Here is a 23,745-nt window from a genome sequence, read left to right on the forward strand (position 1 = left end):
ATTTTCTCTCCTTTTATTTTACTTGATCTCTTTTTTCTAATGTCATACTCCACGCAGTTAAAACAACAGCACCTACTACCATAATTCCACCTACCCAAGCCGTATGAATTAATCCTAACGAGTTCGTTACAATACCGCCCAAGTAAGCACCAAGAGCAATTCCTGCGTTAAATGCTGCAATGTTAATCGCCGATGCTACATCAACAGCGCTAGGTACAAACCTCTCAGCTAATATAACAACATACACTTGTAGCCCTGGAACATTCATAAATGCGAATAGTCCCATGAAAATAATTGTGATGAATCCAGCGACTTTAAATGGCGCTGTAAATGTTAAAACAAATAATACAATCGCTTGAATAAAGAACATGTAAAATAACGCTCGAATCGGATTATGATTTGATAATTTTCCCCCGACCATATTCCCAATCGCAATTGCAATTCCGTATACTAACAAAATAATTGTAACGGTACTTGCTTTAAATCCTGTTACTTCTTGTAATAACGGAGATAAATACGTAAATGTTACGAACGTTCCCCCGTATCCTAATGCAGTAATAATAAATACAAGTAACAGTCTTCCATCCGTAATCAGCTTAAATTGATCGCGAAATGATACAGACGTACCTTTTTTTAAATTAGAAGGAATTAGCATACTATTGGCGATTAAAGCAACGATTCCAATGGCCACAATAACAATAAACGAGGCCCTCCAGCCAAATTGTTGACCGATAAATGTTCCAATTGGTACACCTGTAATAGTCGCAACAGTTAAACCAGTAAACATAAATGCTATTGCACTTGCACGTTTATTCTCAGGTACAAGCGCAGCCGCAATTGTAGATCCAATTGACATAAAAACACCATGCGCAAATGCAGATACAACCCTCGCAATAAGTAACACAGTAAAAATTGTTGCTACCGCCGCAATTCCATTACCAATAATGAAAATAATCATAATCCACATTAATAACGTCTTTCGCGACATACTAGCTGTTAATGACGTTAATACTGGAGCACCAAACGCTACTCCTAATGCATATAAAGAAACAGTTAACCCCGCTGTTGTAACAGAAACATGTAAATCCTCTGAGATAGATGGTAATAAGCCGACACTAATAAATTCAGTTGTACCAATTCCAAACGCACTAATTGCTAGTGCTAATAAAGCAAACATACTTCTCCGATTCGTCTGCATAACCGAAGAAGATACTGTATATGAATTCAATTGAACTCCTCCTTAATGCGAGAATTCCAATCATAATAGTATGATAAAAAGGCCTTTTTATCTTCTACAAAAATAACTTTACTGTTGATATACGCTATTATGAATGGCTTTACTCTTTTTTTGAAGAACGCACTTAAAAGTACGATAGGTACCTAAAAGTAACATAGGCACTTTTTAGTACCGTACTACTCATTTCCCTCTTACGTATGCTATTATGGAACATATTCAACATGATAAAAAGTACGTACTTTAAAGTGCTATAGGCACTTTTTAGTAACATTTAATTATTTAGCTTCTTTTGTTGGAGAACTTAAATCTACATTCATCAAAGGAGATTTTTATATGAAGAAATATAGTATTCCCGTTGAAGCGACTTTAGAGGTTATCGGTGGAAGATGGAAGGTTGTTATCCTTTGTCATCTAACGAAAGGCACAAAAAGAACGAGTGAACTAAAACGTTTAATGCCTGGGATTACACAAAAAATGTTAACTCAGCAATTACGTGAATTAGAAGACGATGGGGTCATTCAAAGAAAGGTATACAATCAAGTACCACCAAAAGTAGAATATTCACTTACAGAATACGGTTGGTCTTTAGAGTCCATTCTTGATTCTCTTTGTACTTGGGGCGAATGCCATCTTGAAAAAAGCGGTAACACATCGATGCTAATTGTAGAAGGTGAATAATAGGAAAAAGGAAAAAACGAACATGAATTTGTTCATTTTTTCCTTTTTTTCTTTATATGTATATACATTTCTAACTGGAACAAAATATTTTATACGCTTTCATACCTTGTCAGCACTACGTTATACACTCAATATCAAATAATTAGGAATCATTTTTATGTTAACATAGGTGTATATAGTATATAATATAGGATATATATTATATACACTTTCCGGTAACGGAGCTTTTCCATTATGCGGACAAGCCATGTATCGGACAGTTCATAAATAATAAGTAAGACGTTATGGTTTTAGATTTATGTTTGCAGCTTACTTGCTGTCATAAATTTAAAGGCATTTTATTGTGTTTTGTGAAACTTTGTATAAAGTTTCGTAAACGTTTACTATCTTACTTATAAAAAATAAGAGTATTGCTATCGTAAAGGAGAATTGGAGATGCCAGAAACTATGACTCAAACAAAGCCAGAACAAGAAACTGTACAAATTTCTGCTAGCCAAGGACAACTTGATGTACTTGATCAGTTGTTAAAACCTGAGGTACAAGAATCATTAACAACACTAGTAGAACAGCTTCCAAAATTAACTGAGCTTGTTAACATTTTAACTAAGTCTTATGACTTCGCTCAAACTGTTGCTACTGATGAAGTATTAAAAAGCGACACTGTTGGTGCAATTACAGAGCTTGTAGAACCTGTAAAAGATACAGTGAAAAGCATGGCTGCAACTGCAATCGAAGCGAAAGATCGTGCTGAAGAAAGCAACGAAGTTATCGGCCTATTCGGTCTGTTAAAATTACTAAAAGATCCACAAGCACAAAAAATGTTCCGCTTTGTGAACGCATATCTTCAAATTAGTGCAGAACGTAACAATAAATAATTTAACTTATAACAACAATTAGTAAAGACGGGGGATATCATACTATGTCAAAACAAATTGTCATCTTAGGCGCTGGTTATGGCGGTCTTCTTGCCGCTTTAAACGTACGTAAATATTACAGCAAATCAGAAGCACAAGTTACAGTGATTAACCAATACCCAACACACCAAATCATCACTGAACTACACCGCCTTGCAGCTGGTAACGTGTCTGAGCAAGCAGTTGCAATGCCACTTACAAAGCTTTTCAAAGGGAAAGACATCGATCTTAAAATCGCAACAGTTGAGTCATTCTCAGTTGATAGCAAAGAAATCAAACTAGCTGGTGGCACTACTTTATCTTACGATGCACTTGTAGTTGCTTTAGGAAGTAAAACTGCTTACTTCGGTATTCCAGGACTAGAAGAAAACAGCATGGTATTAAAATCGGCTGCTGATGCAAACAAAATCTACAAACACGTTGAAGACCGTATTCGTGAATACGCGAAAACGAAAAACGAAGCTGATGCTACAATCGTAATCGGTGGTGGCGGATTAACTGGCGTTGAGCTAGTTGGTGAGCTTGCTGACATTATGCCTAAACTTGCAAAAAGCCACGGCGTAAATCCAAAAGAAGTGAAACTTCTTCTTGTTGAAGCAGGTCCAAAAATCCTTCCAGTATTACCAGACCACTTAATCGAACGTGCAACTACTAGCCTAGAAGCACGCGGTGTTACATTCTTAACTGGTCTTCCTGTAACAAACGTTGCTGGCAATGAAATCGACTTAAAAGATGGTCAAAAACTTGTTGCTAACACATTCGTTTGGACAGGCGGCGTACAAGGTAACCCATTAATCGGTGAATCAGGTCTTGAAGTTAACCGTGGACGTGCAACAGTTGATGCATACCTACAATCTACTTCTCACAAAGACGTATTCGTTGCTGGAGACAGCGCTGTTGTCTTCGCTCCAGACGGACGTCCATACCCACCAACTGCACAAATCGCTTGGCAAATGGGTGAGTTAATTGGATACAACTTATACGCAGCACTAGAAGGCAAAGCATTGGAAGAGTTCGCACCTGTAAACTCTGGAACACTTGCTAGTCTAGGACGTAAAGATGCGGTTGCTACAATTGGAGCAAGCAATACTCCACTTAAAGGCTTACCAGCATCATTAATGAAAGAAGCAAGTAACGTTCGTTACTTATCACACATTAAAGGTCTATTCAGCTTAGCTTACTAATCTGAATATAAGTCCGAATCATGCCCTGCATGGTTCGGGCTATTTTTTATCCGTAATTTTCTCTAACTTATTTATTCGTCAAAAAAATTATATACCCTTTAAATTTTTCTAAATATACTGACTTTTTACAATAAAAGCTGTCCCGTTCGGAACAGCTCTTATTGTCGCTTTTTGTCGGTAAATCGATATATTGGGAAAACCGCTGATATATTCGGATTTGCGCTGATATATTTCGAAAATCGCCGATATATTTTCCAGCCTTACTTATTATCCTAATTTCACAAGACTGTAGTTCTTCTTCCCTTTACGAATAATAATAAATCTTCCATCAAATGAATTTTCTACAGTAACATCTGTACCCACATCTGTTACTTTCTCACCATTCATAGAAATCGCACCATTATTAATGTCCTCGCGTGCTTGTCGTCTAGATGGTTCAATCCCTAAATCGACTAGCCACTCTACGATGTTTTTCGTCTCTTTTGAAGACTGGAATGTTGGCATTTCTTTAAAGCCTTGTTCAATTTCATCAGCTGTTAACAATTTAATATCTCCGCTAAATAACGCTGCTGTAATTTTCTCAGCTTGCAGGAACGCCTCTTCTCCATGAACAAATTTCGTCATTTCTTCCGCTAACACTTTTTGCGCTTCACGTTTATGAGGTTCCGCTTCTACCTTCGTTGCTAATTCATCAATATGCTCTTTCGTTAAGAACGTAAAGTATTTCAAGTATTTAATTACGTCACGTTCATCTGTATTTACCCAGAACTGGTAAAATTCAAACGGTGGCGTTTTTTCAGGATCAAGCCAAACCGCACCACCCGCTGATTTACCAAACTTCGTACCGTCCGATTTTAATAATAACGGAATCGTTAATCCGAATACTTTCGACTCATGACCTTCTAACTTACGAATTAAATCTAAACCACTCGTAATATTTCCCCATTGGTCACTACCACCAATTTGCAGCTGAACATCCTCTTTCGTGTATAAATGGTGGAAATCCATCGCTTGCAAAATTTGGTACGTGAATTCTGTGAAAGAAATACCTGTATCTAAGCGGCTTGCTACAATATCCTTCGCTAACATGCTATTGATACTAAAGTTTTTCCCGTAATCACGTAAAAACTCAATAATATTTATTTCATGTGTCCAATCATAGTTATTTACCATCTTCACTTCGCTATTTCCGCCAAAATCAAATAGCTTTTTCATTTGTGCTGTTAACGCATCTACATTATGTTGAACCACTTCTAACGTTTGAAGCTGACGCTCTGATTGTCGTCCACTCGGATCACCAATTGTTCCTGTTGCCCCGCCAATTAAAATAACAGGATGATGGCCAGCTAATTGGAATCTCTTCATCATCATAAACGGAATCAAATGTCCGATATGCATACTATCACCAGTTGGATCAACTCCGCAGTATAGTGAAATCTTTTTCTCTTCTACTAGCTTACGTAAGCCTTCTTCGTCAGTCTGCTGATTAACGGCGCCGCGCCATTCTAATTCATCAATAATATTCATCTTTTGTCATCCCCTTTATTTTTTAAAAACAAAAAAGCCCCTATGTCTACGATAGACATAGGGACGATTATTCACCGTGTTACCACCCAGTTTGCATAAATAGCATAGCTACTCATACCACTCTTAGCAATAATATCGATTGCTAGTCCGCTTAGCATTACCTAAGATACTCCAGAGTGTAATTCGCAAGTTTGTTTGTGCTAGGTTCCAGCAACCCCTAGCTCTCTCGTTAACAGTGACAAACTGCTACTGGGCTCTTTCAACGTATGTTATCTGTTAAATTATTAGCCATTATATTGAATTGAAAACAAATTGTCAACAATACCCAAACGTTATTTTAAAATAATTCATATCTTCATACGTATTTCGTTATTCTTTATCTTCTCCAATAATCCTTACTTCTCGCTCCAACTTCACGCCAAATTTCTCTTCAACTGTCTTTTGTACGAAGTGAATTAAATCGATGTAATCTTGTGCTGTTCCGTTATCAACATTCACCATAAATCCAGCGTGTTTTAAAGAAACTTCTACTCCACCAATTCGCTTACCTTGTAGTCCTGAGTCTTGAATCAACTTACCAGCAAAGTTATTTGGTGGACGCTTAAATACGCTACCACATGAAGGGTATTCTAGAGGCTGTTTTGACTCACGTTTAAACGTTAAATCATCCATTTTGGCTTTAATTTCTTCATGTACACCTTCTTCAAGTTCAAATCTCGCTTCAAGAATAATGTAATGGTTGTTCGCAAATACACTCTTACGATATCCAAATTCAAATGCTTCTTTCGTCAAAGTACGTAGCTCTCCATCACCTGTCATTACGACAGCTTCTGTTAATACAAACGAAATTTCACCGCCGTATGCACCAGCATTCATATATAATGCTCCGCCAACTGAACCTGGAATACCACAAGCAAACTCAAGACCCGTTAAGTTATGGTCTAAGGCAATACGTGATACGTCAATAATTGCTGCACCACACTGTGCTACAATCGTTGTACCTGTTACAGTAACACCTGTAATATGAATTAAACTTACTGTAATCCCGCGAATTCCACCATCTTTAATAATGACATTCGATCCATTTCCTAAAAACGTAACTGGAATATTATATTCGTTCGCATATTTAATAACTTCTTGAATTTCATCATAATTTGTAGGCGCAACGAAAACATCTGCTTTTCCGCCAACTTTAATATGCGTATGATTCTTTAACATTTCATCTTGTTTAACATGTCCTTCAGGCAATACCGTACTTAAATATTTATAAACCTCTTGCATATTCATTTTACGATTCCTCTATTTCTATATTCATTTTATCCCGTTATACGGGCCCATAATATCCCCACGTACATGAAAGAACCTAAAGTGGTGGATACAGTGTACCCAAAATCAATTCGAGACACCTATAAACCTCTTAATTTATAAGAGGTGCCACTCATATTAAAATATATATTGCATAATAAAGCAACCCAAATGGACTACTAAACTTGACATGTCATCAGAAAGACAACAATTTGTAAAATATGTGACTTTTTCAAAACACTATCCCTCAGTATCTTACTATACCACACAAAAAGAAAGTGGTATTTTTTTGTACTTTTTACTTTATTTACATCAATAAAAAAGAGCACATCCCACAGAATGTGCTCTTTCTATACTCTTTATATTACTTTTCGTTCTCTTCTTTTTCTTTATCAAACCATAACAGCTCATCGTTATCAACTTCACCATTATAATTGATTAAAATTTCTTCTCCTGCTTTTATATCTTTATAAGCATAGAAGTTAAATGTATGATTCTCAAAAACGATGTCATACGTTGCATTCGGTGTATATGAATGATTAAATAACATACCATATCCTAAAAGGATTGCCGTATGATTGATTCCATACTCAAATGCGTAGTCAGCAAGTACCGTTTTCTCAATATGTTCATGCTGTTCATTCGGATAAGAGATAACTGGTGCGGCGTGTATCAACTCACCCTTTTTAATATCACGAGTTGCAAATACACCTCTATTAAATTCTCCATCACTAAGTTCAGAAGTCTTAACTTCGATCATATGCGTCACCTATATAATTCTTTCTTTGAAGTATTTTATTCCGCTATTTGCGGATAGCTTGATTGGTGAGGGCTAATAATCAGTATGTACTAGTCTCACTTTATCTCCTTAAGCTTGGCAGAAAACGCGCAGAAAAGCAATTAAATTCCTATCAAGTATTCGTTTCAATGAAAAAAGAGCACATCACTCGTGCTCTTTCTAAGCAATATTACTTTTCTAAAATATCTTCTAACAACTTCACTTGCTCGCTAACAGTTTGTAACGTCTTCACTGACGTATCATTTCGATGTTTTTCTTCTTCCACACTCGCTAGCACTTCTTCTGTAGCTGTAGAAGTTTGCTGAATTACGTTAGAAGCATGCGTAACATCCTTTACGATATTCGTCGTTTTAACTTGGAAACTTTCTTGTTGAACAACAACCTCTCGCATTACTTCATTAATCGCATCAATAAACTTCCCTAAATCAGTTACATTTGTTAAAACGCTTGCTAACATCTCGTTACATTCTTCTTGTACTCTTTCTGACTTCTCTACTTGCACTTCTACCTTACTTGCTTGATTACTAAACTCCTTCAAAATCCCTTGAATTCTTCCCGCAGAACGATTTGATTCTTCAGCAAGCTTTAACACTTCACTCGCTACAATAGCAAAACCTTTTCCATGCTCGCCTGCCCTCGCAGCTTCAATATTTGCATTTAAAGCTAGCAAACTCGTCTGACTTGAAATATTCGTTATTACATCTACAATTTCATTAATTTGTTTCGATTGCATCATTAAATCTCTAAATATAATTCCAGACTGTGAAACAACATCATTTAAACTTCTCATGTTAGTTTCAAAATTTCTTAGAGTATGTACACTACCTTTTAGCTTTCATCCACATGAGCCGATGCAGTTCTTACTTGAGAGATGATTTTTTCAATATTTCCCTCCATATCATTCAATACTTCTACCGAACGATACATCATCTCTGATTGTGATTGCGTACCAACTGCCACCTCTTCAAAGGCAAAATTAATTTCACTCATCGATTCCATCGACGTGTTCATATTTTGTCTTAAATGATTGAAATTACTATCTAGTTTCACAACTGTTTCTTCAATAAGTCTTTGCGTCTCTTCTAACTCCTGAGCTTTTCTCATTACTTCTTGCTTCTCATCACTTAAACGAAGGAGCAGATTAGAACCGATTTTCGTGACGCCCCACATAGCGATTGTTACAATCGCTAACAAACTTGCGAAATTAGCAGCTTCAGACGAGGCTGTATAAGCAAAAAATTGCTCCGGCCAATAGCTACAAAGGATAAATGTGATCACAACAGCTATCCCGCCAAGAATTAAAATGAGGCGCTCACTTAAGTAAATAAGTGAAACAGCTAATGTAAAATAGACCATTTGAAATACAGCCGGGCTTTCATTAAAAGCTTGTACCATAATGTAAGACATTGTAAGCAACATAAATGTCATGATATATTTATACACTGATTCCATACTTTTTATAAAAGTAAAAAGCGTTCCAAATGCAACGACAGAAATACCACAAATCCAAAATGCTATTGCTCTCTCTGTAAAAATATATCCATAATACCCAATCGCGATTATCCCAAGGAAGAAACTACAAATCGTTATAAACAGTAATAAATGATTTTTCTGTGATTCTTTCTCAAGGTTAGAAAAACAAGTCCTCTTTAACCACTCCATATGAAGCCCCACCTTCTACTTATACATATCAATTACTTCAGTTTAAATACCGCACTTACTGGGTTATGATCGCTATTTTCAAACTTTAAATCTTTCCCTTGTACATTTACAATCTCTACATTCGGTGAAACGATAAAGCCATCAATAATAGTGACGAAATTTTCACCTTCTACATATTTCTTTACATCATCTCTTACAGTCATAACAGACGGATCTACAGCCCACTTAAAGCCACCGTCTGTAAAGTCCTTCGGTAACTCTACTAACCACTCAGGACGCTCTTTCACGAACTTCGGATCACTTAATTGAGCGTTCGAAACCAATTGATTCCAATCTCCACCCATTATTACGTAATCACCATTTTCATAATGCTTGTTCATATATTCTTTTAAATACTCTACTTGCTGTTTTCTAATTTTCCCGCCTTCATCATAAGCAGACAAATGTAAATTTACGAGTCTAACATGTTTTCCATTATTAACAGGAATTTTATATTCCACAATTGCTCGATCTAAATCAAACAAACGCTTTGGCCAAGGCTCCATTCCAGGCAGCTGGAACCTCTTCGCTTCTTGAACAGTGTATTTAGAAAACGTACTTAATCCAGCCTCCGCATATCCCATTGGATTTGTTATTGGCACTGGAACCCATTTCGTATCGTAGTTCTTGCCAAATGACGAAACATAATCAGGTAATCCTTTTTTCAAAAATTCATGTCCATTTACATCAAATGAACGAAGTGACTTTATATCAACTTCTTGTAATAGCGCAAAATCACTATTCTCATTTTGTAAAAACGAAAGCATATTCTTTAAATTAGTTTCCGTTTGCTCTTTACTACTTGAACCAGATCCCTTTCCACCATCCATAAAGAAATCTTGGTCCTTATCTAACCCAGCATATCCAATATTAAATGTTGTAACTTTAAATTCATTTCCAGTCGCTAATACGCGCTCCTTATTATTCTCCACCTTCAAGCTTATAACATCAGCAGGCTGTTCTTTAGTAAGTGTCATATACGCTAGAAACCCTCCTACAATGCCCGCTACTACTAAAACACATATAAATACAATTTTTAAAAATTTCTTCAAATAAATGACTCCTTTTCACGCGAATTTATTTTTCTTTATTTTCAGTCAAATGAAACAAAACGACACACATAAGAAACATTTTATCACAATTAAACCCTTATATCATTATATTTAGTTGATAAGTAATATATCCCATTTTAATTACTTAAAAAACCTTCAGACATCAAAAAAAGAAAAGTTACACCCACCTCCTCACTGGAAATTAAACGGTATATTTAGTACACTATATGTAATAATCATAGGCGATGGAGTTCGCCATAAACGCTGCTTAGCTAATGACTCCTACCAGTATACATACTGGTAGGAGTCTATTTTTTTGAGCAAGCTATTTAAAGAGGTGAGAAAATTGATTTATATTATCGTCGGCATTGCCGGTATATTAGGAGCTCTTTCTCGTTATTATTTAGGCCTTAATATCACCACATTTTGGCATCATTCATTTCCATTAGCAACATTACTCATTAACTTAATTGGTTGCTTCTTCTTAGCGTGGCTAACTACTTATATCGCTCGGCTAAACATCTTACCTTCAGAGATTATCACAGGCATCGGAACTGGATTCATCGGTTCCTTTACGACTTTTTCAACATTTAGTGTAGAAACTGTGCAATTGATCAATCATTCTGAGTGGAGCATAGCCTTCTTATATGTATCATGTAGCATACTTGGTGGCCTCATTATGTCTGGCCTTGGCTATACAATTGGAGATTTCTTAATTAAGAAATCTCTTACGGAAGGTGATTACTCATGATAGAAGCCTTATTAGTCGCAACAGGAGGATTTTTCGGTGCGATTACACGATTTGCAATTAGCAATTGGTTTAAGAAAAGAAATAAAACACAATTTCCAATTGCTACATTCCTTATTAATATAACAGGGGCATTTTTACTTGGATATATAATTGGCAACGGATTCACTACAGGCTGGCAACTATTATTAGGTACTGGATTTATGGGCGCATTCACTACATTTTCTACGTTTAAATTAGAATCTGTTCAGCTTCTCAATCGTAAAAAACTATACATCTTTCTTTTATATTTAAATGCTACTTACATAATTGGTATCGCCTTTGCCTTCCTTGGAATGAAGTTAGGCGGAATATAAAAAAGCGACTCTATTGAGTCGCTTTTTTTCATAAGAAATATGTCCCGCCATATGGAATGGAAAATAAACCAGCTGGATGTACATCGTAATGTATAATTTGCATCGGAAGTTGTGAATAGGGCATATACTGACTTTGCATCATTTGTGCAAAATATGCTTGTTGCTGCATTTGAATAGCTTGATTCACAGCATGAATTGTCCCTTGTGCCCCAGCCAGCGTAATAGCAGCTCCTACTTGTCTACCATTATAAAAATAATGATTCATCATGATTCATCTCACTTATTCTTTTTCTTCCATATGGTATGTTTCTATTTCATAGTGAGTGTTTTGTCCCTATCTATTGCCCTTTTTCAGCTTTGAAGTAATAAATCCAAATAATAATACACCAATACCACTAAGGAACAATACATAACTTATCGGTACTAGGAAAAAGAAAGGTTCTTCAAGGAATCCATTCGCTCCCACTTTACTGTTTGAAGCATGTATCGTTAAAGAAATAATCGCTAAAATCATGAAAGAAATAACTACTACGTATTTGTTTTTCATTTCAAATTCTCCTCTACTCGTGTAATTCTCCTTGGATCGTTAACATCATTTTATCTAAAATGACATTAACAATCAATAATTATTTATTGTTTAGCAATAAATAATTATTGACTAAACTAATAACAAAAAGGTTTGCGAAGCATCTTAAATCACTTTGCAAACCTTCTAAATTATAAAGTGAAACTTTAATCAGCTCTCACCAATTGGGCGTTTACGGGCAGCCCGACTCGCAAATAACGGGATAAATATTTACACTTCAAACCTCTTGCTTAATACAATATACATTGCGCAAAATAGCACGAATATCCCAGCATAAATTAACAAAATCTCTACACTAAACATATCCGACAACGGACCAAATATTATCATTCCTAAAGGAAGCGCGCATGAATTCGCAATTTGTACCAGGCTAAACATCCGTCCGTGCATTGATGGTTCTACTTTCTCTTGCAATAACACAGTAACTGGTGTATTGAAGCACGGCATTGTTATACCAATTAAAAAATTAAAGATGTAATACTGCTATTTATTCCATTTACTTTCATAAGATACTCTTTCGGAACGATTTGCGGAATTAATGCATTCACAGCTGGAGTTTGTACCCCTGTTCCAGCTGAACGAATGAGTAACACAATAAAAAGTAACCAAATACTTTTATATCCTGTTAAAAATAAAATCGCTAAAACTAACGTCGCAATCGCTATAATCCCGTCCGATAACATAATCATCTTTTTACGTTCATAACGATCAATCCAAACACCAGCAAACAAAGATATCGCAATTTGTGGCAGAAAACCGCAAACAGTTGAAATAGTCAACATCACTCCTGATGATGTTGTAAGGGTGATATACCATATAATCGCGTATTGCACGAGAGAGGAACCGAACAACGAAATAGTTTGAGCGGTCAAAAATAATATAATTTTCGTTTTCCAATTGTTTTCACTCATATGTTTCACACCCCCTTAACTAATCCTGTCTCTATATGAAAGATGCTATCTGCCCAATCAAGATAAAAACTTGCTTCGTGAGATACGAGTATAATGCTGCCCTTAAACTTAATTAGTGCCTTTTGCAAAGCTTCCTTCGCTTCTGCATCTAAATGATTTGTTGGCTCATCTAAAATTAAGAAGTTACAAGGTGATAGTAATAATCCGCACAGTTTCACCTTCGATTGTTCACCACCACTTAACGTACGAATTTCTTGCGAAACGTGCGTATCCTTCACTCCACACGCAGCTAAATGATGGCGTATTTCCTTCATATTCAGTTTAGGAAACTGTTCTGAAATAATTTGAAGCGGTGTTAAAGAATCATTGCTCCAATTTAAATCTTGCTCATAATATCCAATCTTTATTTGCTCTGAAAAGTGAAACTCTCCAGAAATACTAGCAATATTTCCAACGATTGTTTTTAATAAAGTAGATTTCCCCACTCCATTGAAGCCTGTAATAACAAGTTTTTGTCCACCCATTACTGAAAAATTCAACTTTGGTAAGAGAGCGAAGTCGTAACCAACTTCAAGATTATTTACTTCAAGAACTGTCTGAACTGAAATGGGAAGTTCCTGAAAATGAATAGACGGTTTATGATTAAAACTTGGTGGCGCAATTCTTTCCATACGCTGTAATTGTTTTCTACGACCTTGCGCTATTTTTGAATTCACCCCAGCAATATTTCTACGAATATACTCTTCCGTTTTTTCAATTTTCTTTTGCTGTGCATAATATTGGCGAATATAATCTTTTCGCAAATGCTCCTTTTGTCTTACAAAATCTGAGTATTTGCCGTAATACTTCTTAACTGTTCCGAACTCTACATCACATATGCAAGAAGTTACCTTTTCCAGAAAATCAAAATCATGTGATACGACAATAAACGCTCCTTCAAAATTAATTAAATAATTAGCAAGCCACTCCACATGCTCCTTATCGAGAAAATTCGTCGGTTCATCTAGCAATAAAATATTAGGCTCTTCTAATAAGAGCTTTGCTAAAATTACCTTTGCACGCTGCCCTCCGCTTAATTCACCAATCACACGATCCATCCCAATCACATCAATACCTAAACCGGCTGCCACCTTATTCGTAATACTATCTACTGAATAAAAATCACGGGCCTCGAGCAGTTCTTGAATTTCTGCCGCTTTCAATAGTTGATTTTCATCTCCAGTCATCGCACTTTCTTCATATAACTTGTTCATTCTCTTTTCCATTGCATACAAATCATAAAAGGCTCTCTTTAAATATTGTGAAATGGTATAACCCTCATCAATTTCTGCGTATTGATCAAGATGTCCAATTTGAATATTAGGTTGCCACTTTATGTCTCCCTTATCAGGAATAATTTCCCCCACCAATATTTTCATTAATGTGCTTTTTCCTGCACCATTCTGTCCAACAATTCCCATATGCTCCCCTTTATGCAAATCAAAAGAAGCATTTTCGTATAATACTTTATCTATAAAACTATGTGATAAACTTTCAACTTTAAGTAAACTCATTTTTATTCCTCTTTTCCTGAAATTAAAAAAAGCAGAGAGATAGCGTCATTCGACACTAGCCCTCTGCTTCGTGGTTTTTCCTATACTACTCCAATTTACAGTAAAGACTCATCGGAATAATATACACAAAGGGCCATAGACAAAGCATTGTCTATGGCCCCTTAATCTATTTTATACACCAGCTGAAAAACCATAACGAAATAAGCATAGATACACTATACTTTTTTAGAAAAGTTATTCAGCCGATGAATATAAGGGATTTATACCCCTTGATTAAGCTCCGTACAACGCTTCACCGTATACATTTGTGCGGAGCAAAGTTTTCTAATGAGTTTTACAAATTTTATATAAAGCATATTATGCACCTTCCTTAATACTTAAAAAGGATTTTAGCATACGGTTTTACGAAGCGTCAACATTACTTCCGAATCTTTCAACTACTTGCTTTCAAAATATTGCTTCTGAAACATACACATTCTTATTGCATTATGATAGTTACCATCAACGAAAAACTCATCGATAAGCTCACCTTCTACCATAAACCCAACTTTTTTATAAACATGTACTGCCTTTTCATTTTCCTTATCCACAACTAAATAAATCTTATGCATATTTAGTACGGAAAAAGCGTAATCCATTGCTAAACGCGTCGCATCCACTGCATAACCATAACCTTGATAATTCGGATCAATAATGATTTGGAATTCTGTTCTACGATGAATATAATCAATTTCCACTAACTCGACCAATCCAACCATCTCATTATCTTTCTCAACGATAAATCGGCGTTCACTTTGATCATGTATATGTTTATCGTATAAATCCTGCAGCTCTACAAATGCCTCATACGGCTCTTCAAACCAATACGACATAATATGTGCATTATTATTCAGTTCGTGTACGAACTTTAAATCTTCTCGTTCTAATGGACGTAACTTCAATTCCTGATTCATTCCTATAACCTCCAAGTAAAAGAAACCTCTTCACTTAATTTCTCAATTTTTTTCGATTTCAAACGCCCTAATTTCATTGTAAACTTTCAAGCAACTTGAAGGTCAAGACGTAAAAAAGTAGTGCTGACTTATGTCTGCACTACTACTCTTTTCTCAAATCTCTCATATTTGATATGTATAAAGCAATAACTAAAACAAGAATTGCTCCTGCGTATAATAACGTCTCCATCGGTTCCTCATGAGACACAATAATTAATCGAATTAAGGCCGTAATTCCGATATAAATAAAATAGCGTAGCGGGAAATGATAATTCGATTTAAAATACTTAATAATTAATGCAATGAACTCGAAGTATAAGAAATAGACGATGATACTTTCAACCAATTTATAAGACGTATACTCTTTTGCCGAAAAAATATACTGCACGAACGTAATTGTCTCATTCACTAAGAAAATTGATAACACAATGGATAATATAATTAAGGCTATATTTAATATCCATTGCAAAACACTAGCTATAACATGATCGATATTAAATGACTTCATTTTCTCTTTAGACTCCCCTTCGTATAAGTACTTATTTATTATAGCAAAATTACGATTGGAAAGAAGTTAAATCATATATTCGTCCTTTGTTGTTGCCAGTGAAGGTGATGTTCATTGTTTGGAGGAGTCTTTTAACCGCAGAACTAGATTCCATATTAAGAAATTCCCTCAATTCGCTATTAGTAGTTATCACACTAAACAGAAGTGTGTAATCTTGTACAGCACGTAAATGAGCATGTTTAGACATACTATTGCAATTTGAACAACGCCATCCCTGTCTTTCTTTTAACATTGCCATTGTAAAACATTCCTCACACTGTACACCCTTTAGCAATTCCTCTTTTTTAATTTTATATTGCGCAAGAACATTTTGACGTTGCGGAATGTGCTCATTCATAATCTGGCCTATAAGTCCATTTATATTATCAATCACTTTTTCTTTATATTGATTTTTAATCTGTTTTATTCTATTAGGTAAATTTGCACTGTGGATAATTTTGCTAGACAGTATTTCATCTGAAGTTTTAATAATTGTACGAGGGGAACTAATTACAACGAGGGATTCAATCGGAATATTATGTAAATCATGTAGATTCAGCCATTTTCTCAGTTGCATCTCTTGCCGTTTCAGTTGTAAAAGCGGATCTGGGAATCCTTCTTCCGTAGTACCATCTGCTATTCGAATAAGCTGATTGAAATTTGCATCAAAAATTAATGTACCAATAATATTTTTTATTTCAAGAAAAAGAAGAAAATAAGATGAAACTATGAGAGTATCAATTTGGAAATAATGTTTTTGATCAAATAACCTAATATCATGTAAAATACTGTATTCTGTTTCGGGTAAAAAACTAAGTGGATACTCAATCGCCTGCTCTCCTTTATAGCCGGCCATAAATTTCGCTAGACTTTCAACCACCACATTCCTTTTTGGATGATGAGCAGGCAATCTTCTAAGTAAAGCTTCTAATTGCAGCAAATATACGGGCATTTTCCGCTCTTTCACAATCATTTTTATCCCCCTCCAAAATATATCAGCGATTTTTCAAATATATCAGCGCAACTCCAAATATATCAGCGATTTTCGAAATATATCGGCGCAACTCCAAATATATCAGCGATTTTCGAAATATATCGACTTACCGACAAAAACCGACACAACATACACACATAAAATCTTATACACAGTATAACATCACATCTAAAATCGCAATGTAAGCATAATGTGTATACCCCAATGTGATTACGCCAGTTTCAAAATAAGAAATTTACATTCACCCCCATGTAAAAGACCTTTTTATAAGTATGAAAAAATTTTAGGAATTAGTTTATCTTTTTTTAATGTTTTATTTAGAGGCAGTTTATAGTCGGGGATTAACATAAGAAACGTAGCAACTAAGTTCGTATATGACGCACTGCTACTATAATCGCTAACCGTACTACCTAAAATCATAAAATAAGGAGACGATAAAACATGAACAAAAAAACAAAAACACTATCATCCATACTGCTCGGATTCACATTAGCATTAACAGGGTGTGCTGGTACTAAAGCTGAAGAAAATCATGGGAAACAAAAGCAAGAACAAGTTGCTAAAGAAACAAAAAAGGAAAATAAATTAACTAAAGGGCAAAAAATGGCTAATATTCTTAGCGAGACAAATTGGCAAGGTACACGAGTGTATGACAAAGATAAGAATGACTTAACAAAAGAGAATGCAAACTTCATCGGTCTTGCAAAATATGATGCGAAGTCAGGCAGATATGAATTTTTTGATGCTAAAACAGGTGCAAGTCGTGGCGATAAAGGAACTTTCTTTATCACAAATGATGGGAAAAAGAGAATATTAATTTCAGAATCAATGAAGTATCAAGCTGTCGTTGACATGACAAAACTAAATAAAAATGTATTTACTTATAAACGAATGGGGAAAGACGCTAACGGTAAAGATGTAGAAGTTTTCGTTGAACATGTTCCATATAAAGAAAAAGAACTTTCTTTCACTGATCCGGACAAGCAGCTGAACACGACTACAGGAGATATTGTTAAAAACGTTGATGGAGATAAAATTTTAGGCGGTACCCTTTGGCACGGAACAAAGGTATTAGACGACGCTGGTAACGATGTAACACAGTTTAATTCGAATTTTATAAGTCTAGCAAAATTTGATGACAAATCTAATAAATATGAGTTTTTCAATAGCGAAACAGGTCAAAGCCGCGGTGACTATGGCTACTTCGATGTTGTACACGAAAATAAAATAAGAGCCCATGTTTCAATTGGAAATAACAAATACGGTGCTGCTCTTGAACTTACTGAACTAAATAAGAATAAATTTACGTATAAAAGAACTGGTAAAGACCAAGCTGGTAAGGATATAACTATATTCGTTGAACATGAACCTTATAAAGGTGATATGAAACCACAATTTAGCTTTTAAAAACGTTTGATTAAAGATCCTGTACTGAGTTACAGGATCTTTCTTAAGACAAAATCATTTATGATTCTCTTTAAAAAATCATCTCATATCCACCCTCAACACTTCAGCTTGATTGTTGAATATGAAAACTTTAAAAAGCCTTACTACGCATAAATTGTAGTAAGGCTCTGACTATTTAAGATAAAAATTAAAAGACTTCATTCCATCTATACAAATAAAGTTTAACAACTGATATTATCATCCCCTCCAAGGAAAAGAAACCTTATTTCAACTTTCCTATTGATAAGTTAACACGATAATTCCCGTATCTTAATAGTCGTCCTAGAAAGGTATCTAAGTCTTCATTGGAAGCAAAATGTGTTTTTAATAAATAACACCCCTCACCACTTATACGGTGTACTTCAGAAACCCCTTCTTCTCCTTGAAAGAAATTCATAAACTCTTGGTGATTGGCTGTTGTTACGAACAAAGTAACAAATGCAGTCACTACTTGCCCTAATTTAATTCGGTTTATTGCAATTGTATACTGTTCAATAATCCCTAGATCCTCTAATCTTCGAATTCGATTTCCTACAGCTTGCCCCGTCATATGTATTTTTTGGCCAAGTTCTTTCCATTGTATTCTTGAGTTTTCTCCTAATAATTTCAGTATCTCAAAATCTGTTTGATCAATGATATAAACCAATCCTTTCACCGTGAAAGTAGAAAGCCCGAAAGTGTTTCGCCAACTTATTCTGCTTATCGATACAATTCACTATACTTAGTTTATCCTCTTACATCACATTATTTATCAGCTATATTTACTTATAACACAGAGGACACAACAAAAAAATACATCTAAATTTAAAGGAGGTTACAAATATGTTATTACAAGAAATTCTAGCGTTCAATGAACACTTTGTAGAAAATAAGGAATACGCTCATCGTGAAGCGACAAAAATGCCTAAAAAACGTATGGTTGTTGTTTCTTGCATGGATGCTCGTTTAATTGAGCTACTTCCAAAAGCTTTAGATATACACGATGGTGATGCAAAAGTTATCAGAAATGCAGGTGGTAAAATTGCTTCTGCTTTCGATAGTGTTATGCAAAGTGTTGTAGCGTCAGTATACGATTTAAATGCAGATGAAATCTTCCTTATTGGACACCATAGATGTGGCGCGAGCCAAACGAATCCAAAAGGAACACTTCAAAAAATATTAGATCGCGGAGTAGCTTCATCAGAAATTTTATCAGCGATTGAATATGCTGGTATTGACCTTGAAAAATGGTTATTCGGATTCGATGATGTTTGCGACTCAACGCAAGCTAATGTTGATTTAGTAAGAAATCATCCACTTATCCCAAAAGATGTTCCTGTACATGGTTTAGTTATTGACCCTCACACAGGTAAATTAGATGTAGTGGTTGATGGATATAAAGCGTTAAATAGTGAAACAAAATAATAATTATCACGTATATGAAGGGAAGTTATGAGATATGAAAAAACAAGTATTAGATATGAATAGACAAGAAGCTACGCAAAAAATTTTAGCGGCAAAAATTAAAAAAGGGTTAACTTGGGAAGAAATTGCAAAAGTAAGTGAAAACTCTGAGACTTGGGTTGTAACAGCGTTATTAGGACAAGCTACAATGACACGTCCAGAAGCAGAAAAAATTGGTAAACTATTAGAATTAGATGAAGAAGTAGTTCAAGCATTAACAGTAGTTCCACTTCGCGGCCAAGTAATGGAAATGCCTCCTACGGACCCGATTGCATATCGTTTATATGAAATGATGTTACAATATGCACCAACTATTAGAGAATTAATCTTAGAAAAAGCCGGCGAAGGTGTAATGAGTGCAATTAACTTCAACTTGGGTGTGGATACACAAGAAGATCCAAAAGGTGGCGATCCTCGTATTGTGATTACACTTAACGGTAAATTCTTACCATTCCGTGCATGGTAATTAATTAAAAATCTATCTATGCAATTAAATTGATTTTATAGATTTACAAAATCCATCCTTTTTAATCTAACTATGTAGAAAGGATGGATTTTTAATATGAGATTCTTTTTCGGCAAAGGAGAATAATATGAATAAAAAATGCTTTGATACGAGCTTTAATATTCTACAATGGTTTGTGTTTCTATTAGCAAATGCAATTGCATTACCTATAATTATTGGTGGCATATTCCATTTACCAATAGAGGATGTCTCAACATTAATGCAGCGGACTTTTTTAGTCGTGGGAGTAAGTTCGTTTCTACAAGCGTGGTTTGGGCATCGTTACCCCATTGCGGACGGGCCAGCCGGTTCATGGGTAAGTATATTTGTCATATTGGGACAAATCGCTATGCATCAGGGACAAATCGCTATGCATCAGGGACAAAGTGCAAAAGACGTGTTGCAACTTTTAGAAGGCGGGTTAATTATTGCAGGTATATTACTCTTCATTCTTGGTATAACAGGACTTATTCATCGAATCTTACGTTTATTTACCCCTTTAGTTACAGGAACTTTTCTTTTAATCTTAGCACTTCAGCTTAGTGGTGTGTTACTAAAAGGAATGATAGGATTACAAGGATCTGCAACTCATCCTGACTATACAACAGCTACTATTGCTCTCTTTATTTTTGCCCTTATTACTTTCTTATCAATTAAAGGGAAAGGGTGGATGAAAAGTTACGCTGTATTACTTGGAATTTCATGCGGTTGGCTTTTGTATGCAGTATTAGGAAAATCATCTCATATCCCTTCGCACACAACGCTAGTTAAGTTACCAGAGATATTTGCTTGGGGCACACCTAGATTCGATATTGGAATGACTCTAACTGCAACTTTATTTACATTTCTTTTAGTTGCAAATACAATCGCTGCTATTTCGGCTGTAAAACAAGTGGCTCCATTATCTAAAGAAAATGAAAAGCAAACACTGAACCGTGGTGTATGGGTCGGAGGTATATCACATATTATCTCGTCGTTGTTCTCTATAATTGGAATTGTACCATTACCTGCATCAGCAGGATTTATCCAACTAACAGGACAAAGAAAAGTGAAGTCGTTCCTTATAGCAAGTCTTATATTAGCAGGAATTTCTTTTATTCCCTCAATTGTAAACTTTATATCCTTGCTACCAGGACCTATTGCTAATGCTGCACTTTTAGCAACATTTGTCCAAGTAATAGGCATTTCATTTCAATCCATTTTACGTGAAGCAGTAAATCAACGCCGATTAACTATATTAGGAATTTCATTATTAATCAGTTTAGGAATATTGTTTCTTCCAGAAAGTGCATTTAGCGGAATTCCTTCTTCCTTACAATATGTTTTAAGTAATGGCTTACTTGTGGGTACCATGCTTGTCATTCTATTAGAACAATTTTGGAAAGAGTAAAAAGCGCCCTACTTATAGGGCGCTTGTTTTATACTTAATGACTAATACTAGCTGTTGGGTATAATGTTGTTCCTCCAATTGAAACTTTTATTTCATTTGTTAATGGAACGTTTTGTTCATTAATAATTGTTCTCCACCATTCCCATGCAAGACCTGTACATTCTCTTGCTACAATTTTTATATTTTTTGAGTTCGGTGGAAGAGGGATAACTGTAGAGTAATGAGCCGTTTTGTCTTTTCCGCTACCATCCCACGTTTTATGTGTTAATACTTCGTTACCCTTTTGGTCAAATGTGAATTCATCCCAAGATACATCAAATTGAGCAACGTAAGCACCGTAATGATCAAGTGTCATTTTAGCACTTGAATATTCTGTAGTTGTCGTCTCAATATAATCTGTATTGTTATGAACAGCAGCAGTTGCATTATCTTTTAAGAAAGTGCTTGTATATGAAATTGGGTATGCTGGATTTTTAAGACTTAATTCAGCATTATCTTTAATGATATTTCGGATTTCATTGAAATCTTTAGTAACAACCTTGTTATGCTCTTTCGCATCTCCGCCTAATACTACAGCAGTAAAGGTACTTTCTTCAAAAATATCTTTATACTGTCCACTTGTTTCAACGCTGTTATTCTTAAGTAAGGCTTTAAAAGCAGCTTGTACATCTTTGCTCTTAGATGTTGTTTCTAATTTTACATAAATCGTTCTACCATAAGCTACATTTGAAACCATAACAGGTGGAGCCGAATTACTTACGCCTTTTCGAGTTAACTCGTCAAAAGTAACGCTATTATCAAAAAGGTCGGATGGATTGTTAGGTAGTTCAGCACTTACCGTATAAAATATTTGCTTATACGCCGCTACCATCACTTTTTTCTCTCCATTTGCAACCGCATTAAAATCAATGTTTAGACTGTTATCAAGATATTTAGCGTTAACATTAAGAGCACTTGCGATTTGTGATTTACTATAAACCATAGATTCCGTATACTGCATTCTTGCAGGTAACGTATGTGTTGTAGAATACTTTTCATTCCAAGTAGATACTAAATCGTCTACTGCTCCAGCTACATTACCATATGTCGGATTTTGGACAGTGATTGTATTTTCTTTTCTCATGCCCGGTAAGTCTATACTAATATTCAAAGGTTTTCTCTTAGCCACTAATAAACTCGGTTGATTGTCTGCAAAAGCTTTATTTGCAAGTTGTACAGCTCCTGGATACGTGCGATTCACTACAGAATCAATAATTGAAATATCGACTGGTGACGTTGTAAGTGATTTTTTCTCGCGTTCCACTACTACAAATTTACCATTTGAATTGATACTTTCTTTCGGAACAAAACTTTCTACTTTATCACCATTTACAGCTAAAACCTCTTGATTATTATATTTAAGATTTGCTATACCAGTATTAATGCCACTAGCATTTTTGGTTACATCAGTTACATTACTTGCTTGTGTTTCTGCGAAGGAAATAGATGAATAATTAATAGTGCATAGACTAACTAATAAACATGTAAGGAACTTTCTTCTTTTAGTGTTTTTCTTAATATTCAGAAAAATCACCCGTTCTTTTTTTAGTAAAATATGATAATGATTGATAAATGATAGCTAACTAATAAATTTACATAAATGCTTTCTTTTTATTGCTACGAAATTTTGATTTATCTTTATGCCCTCATTATAGTGACCCCTTACACTTTTATCAATACACTCTGATATGCAATATTACATATACAAAAAACAAGCTGAATTCTTTTAAAAAGTTATACAGAGATATTTTTTTCGTTTGGTACATACTTGAAAAGGTGAAGCATTCTTTTGCATTTTATGAGTAGTCACATAAAAAAGCTGCTGCCTATAAAATAT

22 protein-coding genes, 2 pseudogenes, 1 riboswitch and 1 other annotated feature are annotated in these 23,745 nt (G+C 35.1%); of the genes and pseudogenes, 9 read left to right on the top strand and 15 right to left on the bottom strand.

Annotated elements, in window-relative coordinates; genetic code table 11:
- Positions 1-13: 13 nt before the first annotated feature.
- Positions 14-1,198 carry an MFS transporter gene (locus MR169_RS05925; protein WP_242319137.1) on the bottom strand — a complete coding sequence of 395 codons (1,185 nt, stop codon included), beginning with the start codon at positions 1,196-1,198 and terminating at the stop codon, positions 14-16.
- A gap of 372 nt (positions 1,199-1,570) precedes the next feature.
- Between MR169_RS05925 and MR169_RS05930 the strand changes: the two genes are divergently transcribed.
- The 3 genes from MR169_RS05930 to MR169_RS05940 all read left to right on the top strand — a co-directional run bounded on the left by MR169_RS05930 (position 1,571) and on the right by MR169_RS05940 (position 4,014).
- Complete coding sequence (locus MR169_RS05930; RefSeq protein WP_242319108.1) at positions 1,571-1,915, top strand: winged helix-turn-helix transcriptional regulator; 345 nt, start codon at positions 1,571-1,573, stop codon at positions 1,913-1,915.
- Positions 1,916-2,350: 435 nt separating this feature from the next.
- Positions 2,351-2,791 (top strand): DUF1641 domain-containing protein, encoded by a 441-nt coding sequence (locus MR169_RS05935; protein ID WP_001115311.1) that lies wholly within the window; start codon positions 2,351-2,353, stop codon positions 2,789-2,791.
- Between the two features lie 44 nt (positions 2,792-2,835).
- A complete protein-coding gene (locus MR169_RS05940) occupies positions 2,836-4,014 on the top strand; it encodes an NAD(P)/FAD-dependent oxidoreductase (protein ID WP_000043203.1) in 1,179 nt (392 codons plus the stop codon).
- 267 nt (positions 4,015-4,281) lie between these two features.
- Here the strand turns inward: MR169_RS05940 and tyrS are convergent, their stop codons facing one another.
- The 5 genes and pseudogenes from tyrS to MR169_RS05965 form a co-directional block, all read right to left on the bottom strand.
- Positions 4,282-5,541: a tyrosine--tRNA ligase gene (gene tyrS / locus MR169_RS05945; protein ID WP_242319109.1), complete on the bottom strand. Its 1,260-nt coding sequence runs from the start codon at positions 5,539-5,541 to the stop codon at positions 4,282-4,284.
- A 56-nt stretch (positions 5,542-5,597) separates the two neighbouring features.
- Positions 5,598-5,813: a binding site (T-box leader), on the bottom strand.
- Between the two features lie 97 nt (positions 5,814-5,910).
- The gene (gene murB / locus MR169_RS05950) at positions 5,911-6,828 is read right to left on the bottom strand and encodes a UDP-N-acetylmuramate dehydrogenase (RefSeq protein ID WP_001057102.1); all 918 of its coding nucleotides are present in this window, start codon (positions 6,826-6,828) and stop codon (positions 5,911-5,913) included.
- 382 nt (positions 6,829-7,210) lie between these two features.
- Positions 7,211-7,606: an SET domain-containing protein gene (locus MR169_RS05955; protein WP_242319110.1), complete on the bottom strand. Its 396-nt coding sequence runs from the start codon at positions 7,604-7,606 to the stop codon at positions 7,211-7,213.
- A 208-nt stretch (positions 7,607-7,814) separates the two neighbouring features.
- Positions 7,815-9,307: pseudogene (locus tag MR169_RS05960) on the bottom strand (DUF4077 domain-containing protein).
- A gap of 32 nt (positions 9,308-9,339) precedes the next feature.
- A complete protein-coding gene (locus tag MR169_RS05965; RefSeq protein ID WP_063263852.1) occupies positions 9,340-10,398 on the bottom strand; it encodes an endonuclease/exonuclease/phosphatase family protein in 1,059 nt (352 codons plus the stop codon).
- Between the two features lie 232 nt (positions 10,399-10,630).
- Positions 10,631-10,690: riboswitch (Fluoride riboswitch) on the top strand.
- 54 nt (positions 10,691-10,744) lie between these two features.
- Here MR169_RS05965 and crcB (MR169_RS05970) point away from each other — a divergent pair.
- Complete coding sequence (crcB, locus tag MR169_RS05970) at positions 10,745-11,149, top strand: fluoride efflux transporter CrcB (protein WP_170964270.1); 405 nt, start codon at positions 10,745-10,747, stop codon at positions 11,147-11,149.
- The gene (gene crcB / locus MR169_RS05975) at positions 11,146-11,502 is read left to right on the top strand and encodes a fluoride efflux transporter CrcB (protein ID WP_242319111.1); all 357 of its coding nucleotides are present in this window, start codon (positions 11,146-11,148) and stop codon (positions 11,500-11,502) included. Before crcB (MR169_RS05970) ends, crcB (MR169_RS05975) begins: the two co-directional genes overlap by 4 nt.
- A 28-nt stretch (positions 11,503-11,530) precedes the next feature.
- Here the strand turns inward: crcB (MR169_RS05975) and MR169_RS05980 are convergent, their stop codons facing one another.
- From MR169_RS05980 to MR169_RS06010, 7 genes and pseudogenes are all read right to left on the bottom strand, one after another.
- Positions 11,531-11,770, bottom strand: a complete 240-nt coding sequence (locus MR169_RS05980) for a DUF3947 family protein (RefSeq protein WP_000980955.1) — start codon at positions 11,768-11,770, stop codon at positions 11,531-11,533.
- A gap of 66 nt (positions 11,771-11,836) precedes the next feature.
- Positions 11,837-12,049: a DUF3955 domain-containing protein gene (locus MR169_RS05985; RefSeq protein ID WP_242319112.1), complete on the bottom strand. Its 213-nt coding sequence runs from the start codon at positions 12,047-12,049 to the stop codon at positions 11,837-11,839.
- 249 nt (positions 12,050-12,298) lie between these two features.
- Positions 12,299-12,999 (bottom strand): annotated as a pseudogene (locus tag MR169_RS05990) (MFS transporter).
- Positions 13,000-13,004: 5 nt separating this feature from the next.
- Complete coding sequence (locus MR169_RS05995) at positions 13,005-14,552, bottom strand: ABC-F family ATP-binding cassette domain-containing protein (RefSeq protein ID WP_242319113.1); 1,548 nt, start codon at positions 14,550-14,552, stop codon at positions 13,005-13,007.
- Between the two features lie 437 nt (positions 14,553-14,989).
- Positions 14,990-15,505 carry a spermidine N1-acetyltransferase gene (gene speG / locus MR169_RS06000; protein WP_086424197.1) on the bottom strand — a complete coding sequence of 172 codons (516 nt, stop codon included), beginning with the start codon at positions 15,503-15,505 and terminating at the stop codon, positions 14,990-14,992.
- 142 nt (positions 15,506-15,647) lie between these two features.
- On the bottom strand, positions 15,648-16,052 hold the full coding sequence (psiE, locus tag MR169_RS06005; RefSeq protein WP_000834708.1) for a phosphate-starvation-inducible protein PsiE: 405 nt from the start codon (positions 16,050-16,052) through the stop codon (positions 15,648-15,650).
- A gap of 49 nt (positions 16,053-16,101) precedes the next feature.
- Positions 16,102-17,064, bottom strand: coding sequence for a nuclease-related domain-containing protein (locus MR169_RS06010; RefSeq protein ID WP_109140420.1), 963 nt, complete (start codon positions 17,062-17,064; stop codon positions 16,102-16,104).
- A 462-nt stretch (positions 17,065-17,526) separates the two neighbouring features.
- On the opposite strand from MR169_RS06010, the gene MR169_RS06015 reads away from it, so the two are divergent.
- On the top strand, positions 17,527-18,492 hold the full coding sequence (locus MR169_RS06015) for a DUF4822 domain-containing protein (protein ID WP_242319114.1): 966 nt from the start codon (positions 17,527-17,529) through the stop codon (positions 18,490-18,492).
- 262 nt (positions 18,493-18,754) lie between these two features.
- Here MR169_RS06015 and MR169_RS06020 read toward each other — a convergent pair whose 3' ends face one another.
- Entirely contained in the window at positions 18,755-19,186 is a 432-nt protein-coding gene (locus tag MR169_RS06020) for an Lrp/AsnC family transcriptional regulator (protein WP_242319115.1), read from the bottom strand.
- 167 nt (positions 19,187-19,353) lie between these two features.
- On the opposite strand from MR169_RS06020, the gene MR169_RS06025 reads away from it, so the two are divergent.
- The 3 genes from MR169_RS06025 to MR169_RS06035 all read left to right on the top strand — a co-directional run bounded on the left by MR169_RS06025 (position 19,354) and on the right by MR169_RS06035 (position 21,869).
- Positions 19,354-19,935 (top strand): beta-class carbonic anhydrase, encoded by a 582-nt coding sequence (locus tag MR169_RS06025; protein ID WP_098617075.1) that lies wholly within the window; start codon positions 19,354-19,356, stop codon positions 19,933-19,935.
- 55 nt (positions 19,936-19,990) lie between these two features.
- Positions 19,991-20,440 carry a cyanase gene (gene cynS / locus MR169_RS06030; RefSeq protein WP_098390431.1) on the top strand — a complete coding sequence of 150 codons (450 nt, stop codon included), beginning with the start codon at positions 19,991-19,993 and terminating at the stop codon, positions 20,438-20,440.
- Between the two features lie 127 nt (positions 20,441-20,567).
- The gene (locus MR169_RS06035) at positions 20,568-21,869 is read left to right on the top strand and encodes a purine/pyrimidine permease (RefSeq protein WP_242319116.1); all 1,302 of its coding nucleotides are present in this window, start codon (positions 20,568-20,570) and stop codon (positions 21,867-21,869) included.
- 34 nt (positions 21,870-21,903) lie between these two features.
- Here MR169_RS06035 and alo read toward each other — a convergent pair whose 3' ends face one another.
- Entirely contained in the window at positions 21,904-23,442 is a 1,539-nt protein-coding gene (gene alo, locus MR169_RS06040) for an anthrolysin O/cereolysin O family cholesterol-dependent cytolysin Alo (RefSeq protein ID WP_000576745.1), read from the bottom strand.
- Between the last annotated feature and the right edge of the window lie 303 nt (positions 23,443-23,745).

It is taken from the genome of Bacillus cereus group sp. BfR-BA-01349 (assembly GCF_022663795.1).
Taxonomy (GTDB): Bacteria; Bacillota; Bacilli; order Bacillales; family Bacillaceae_G; genus Bacillus_A; species Bacillus_A cereus.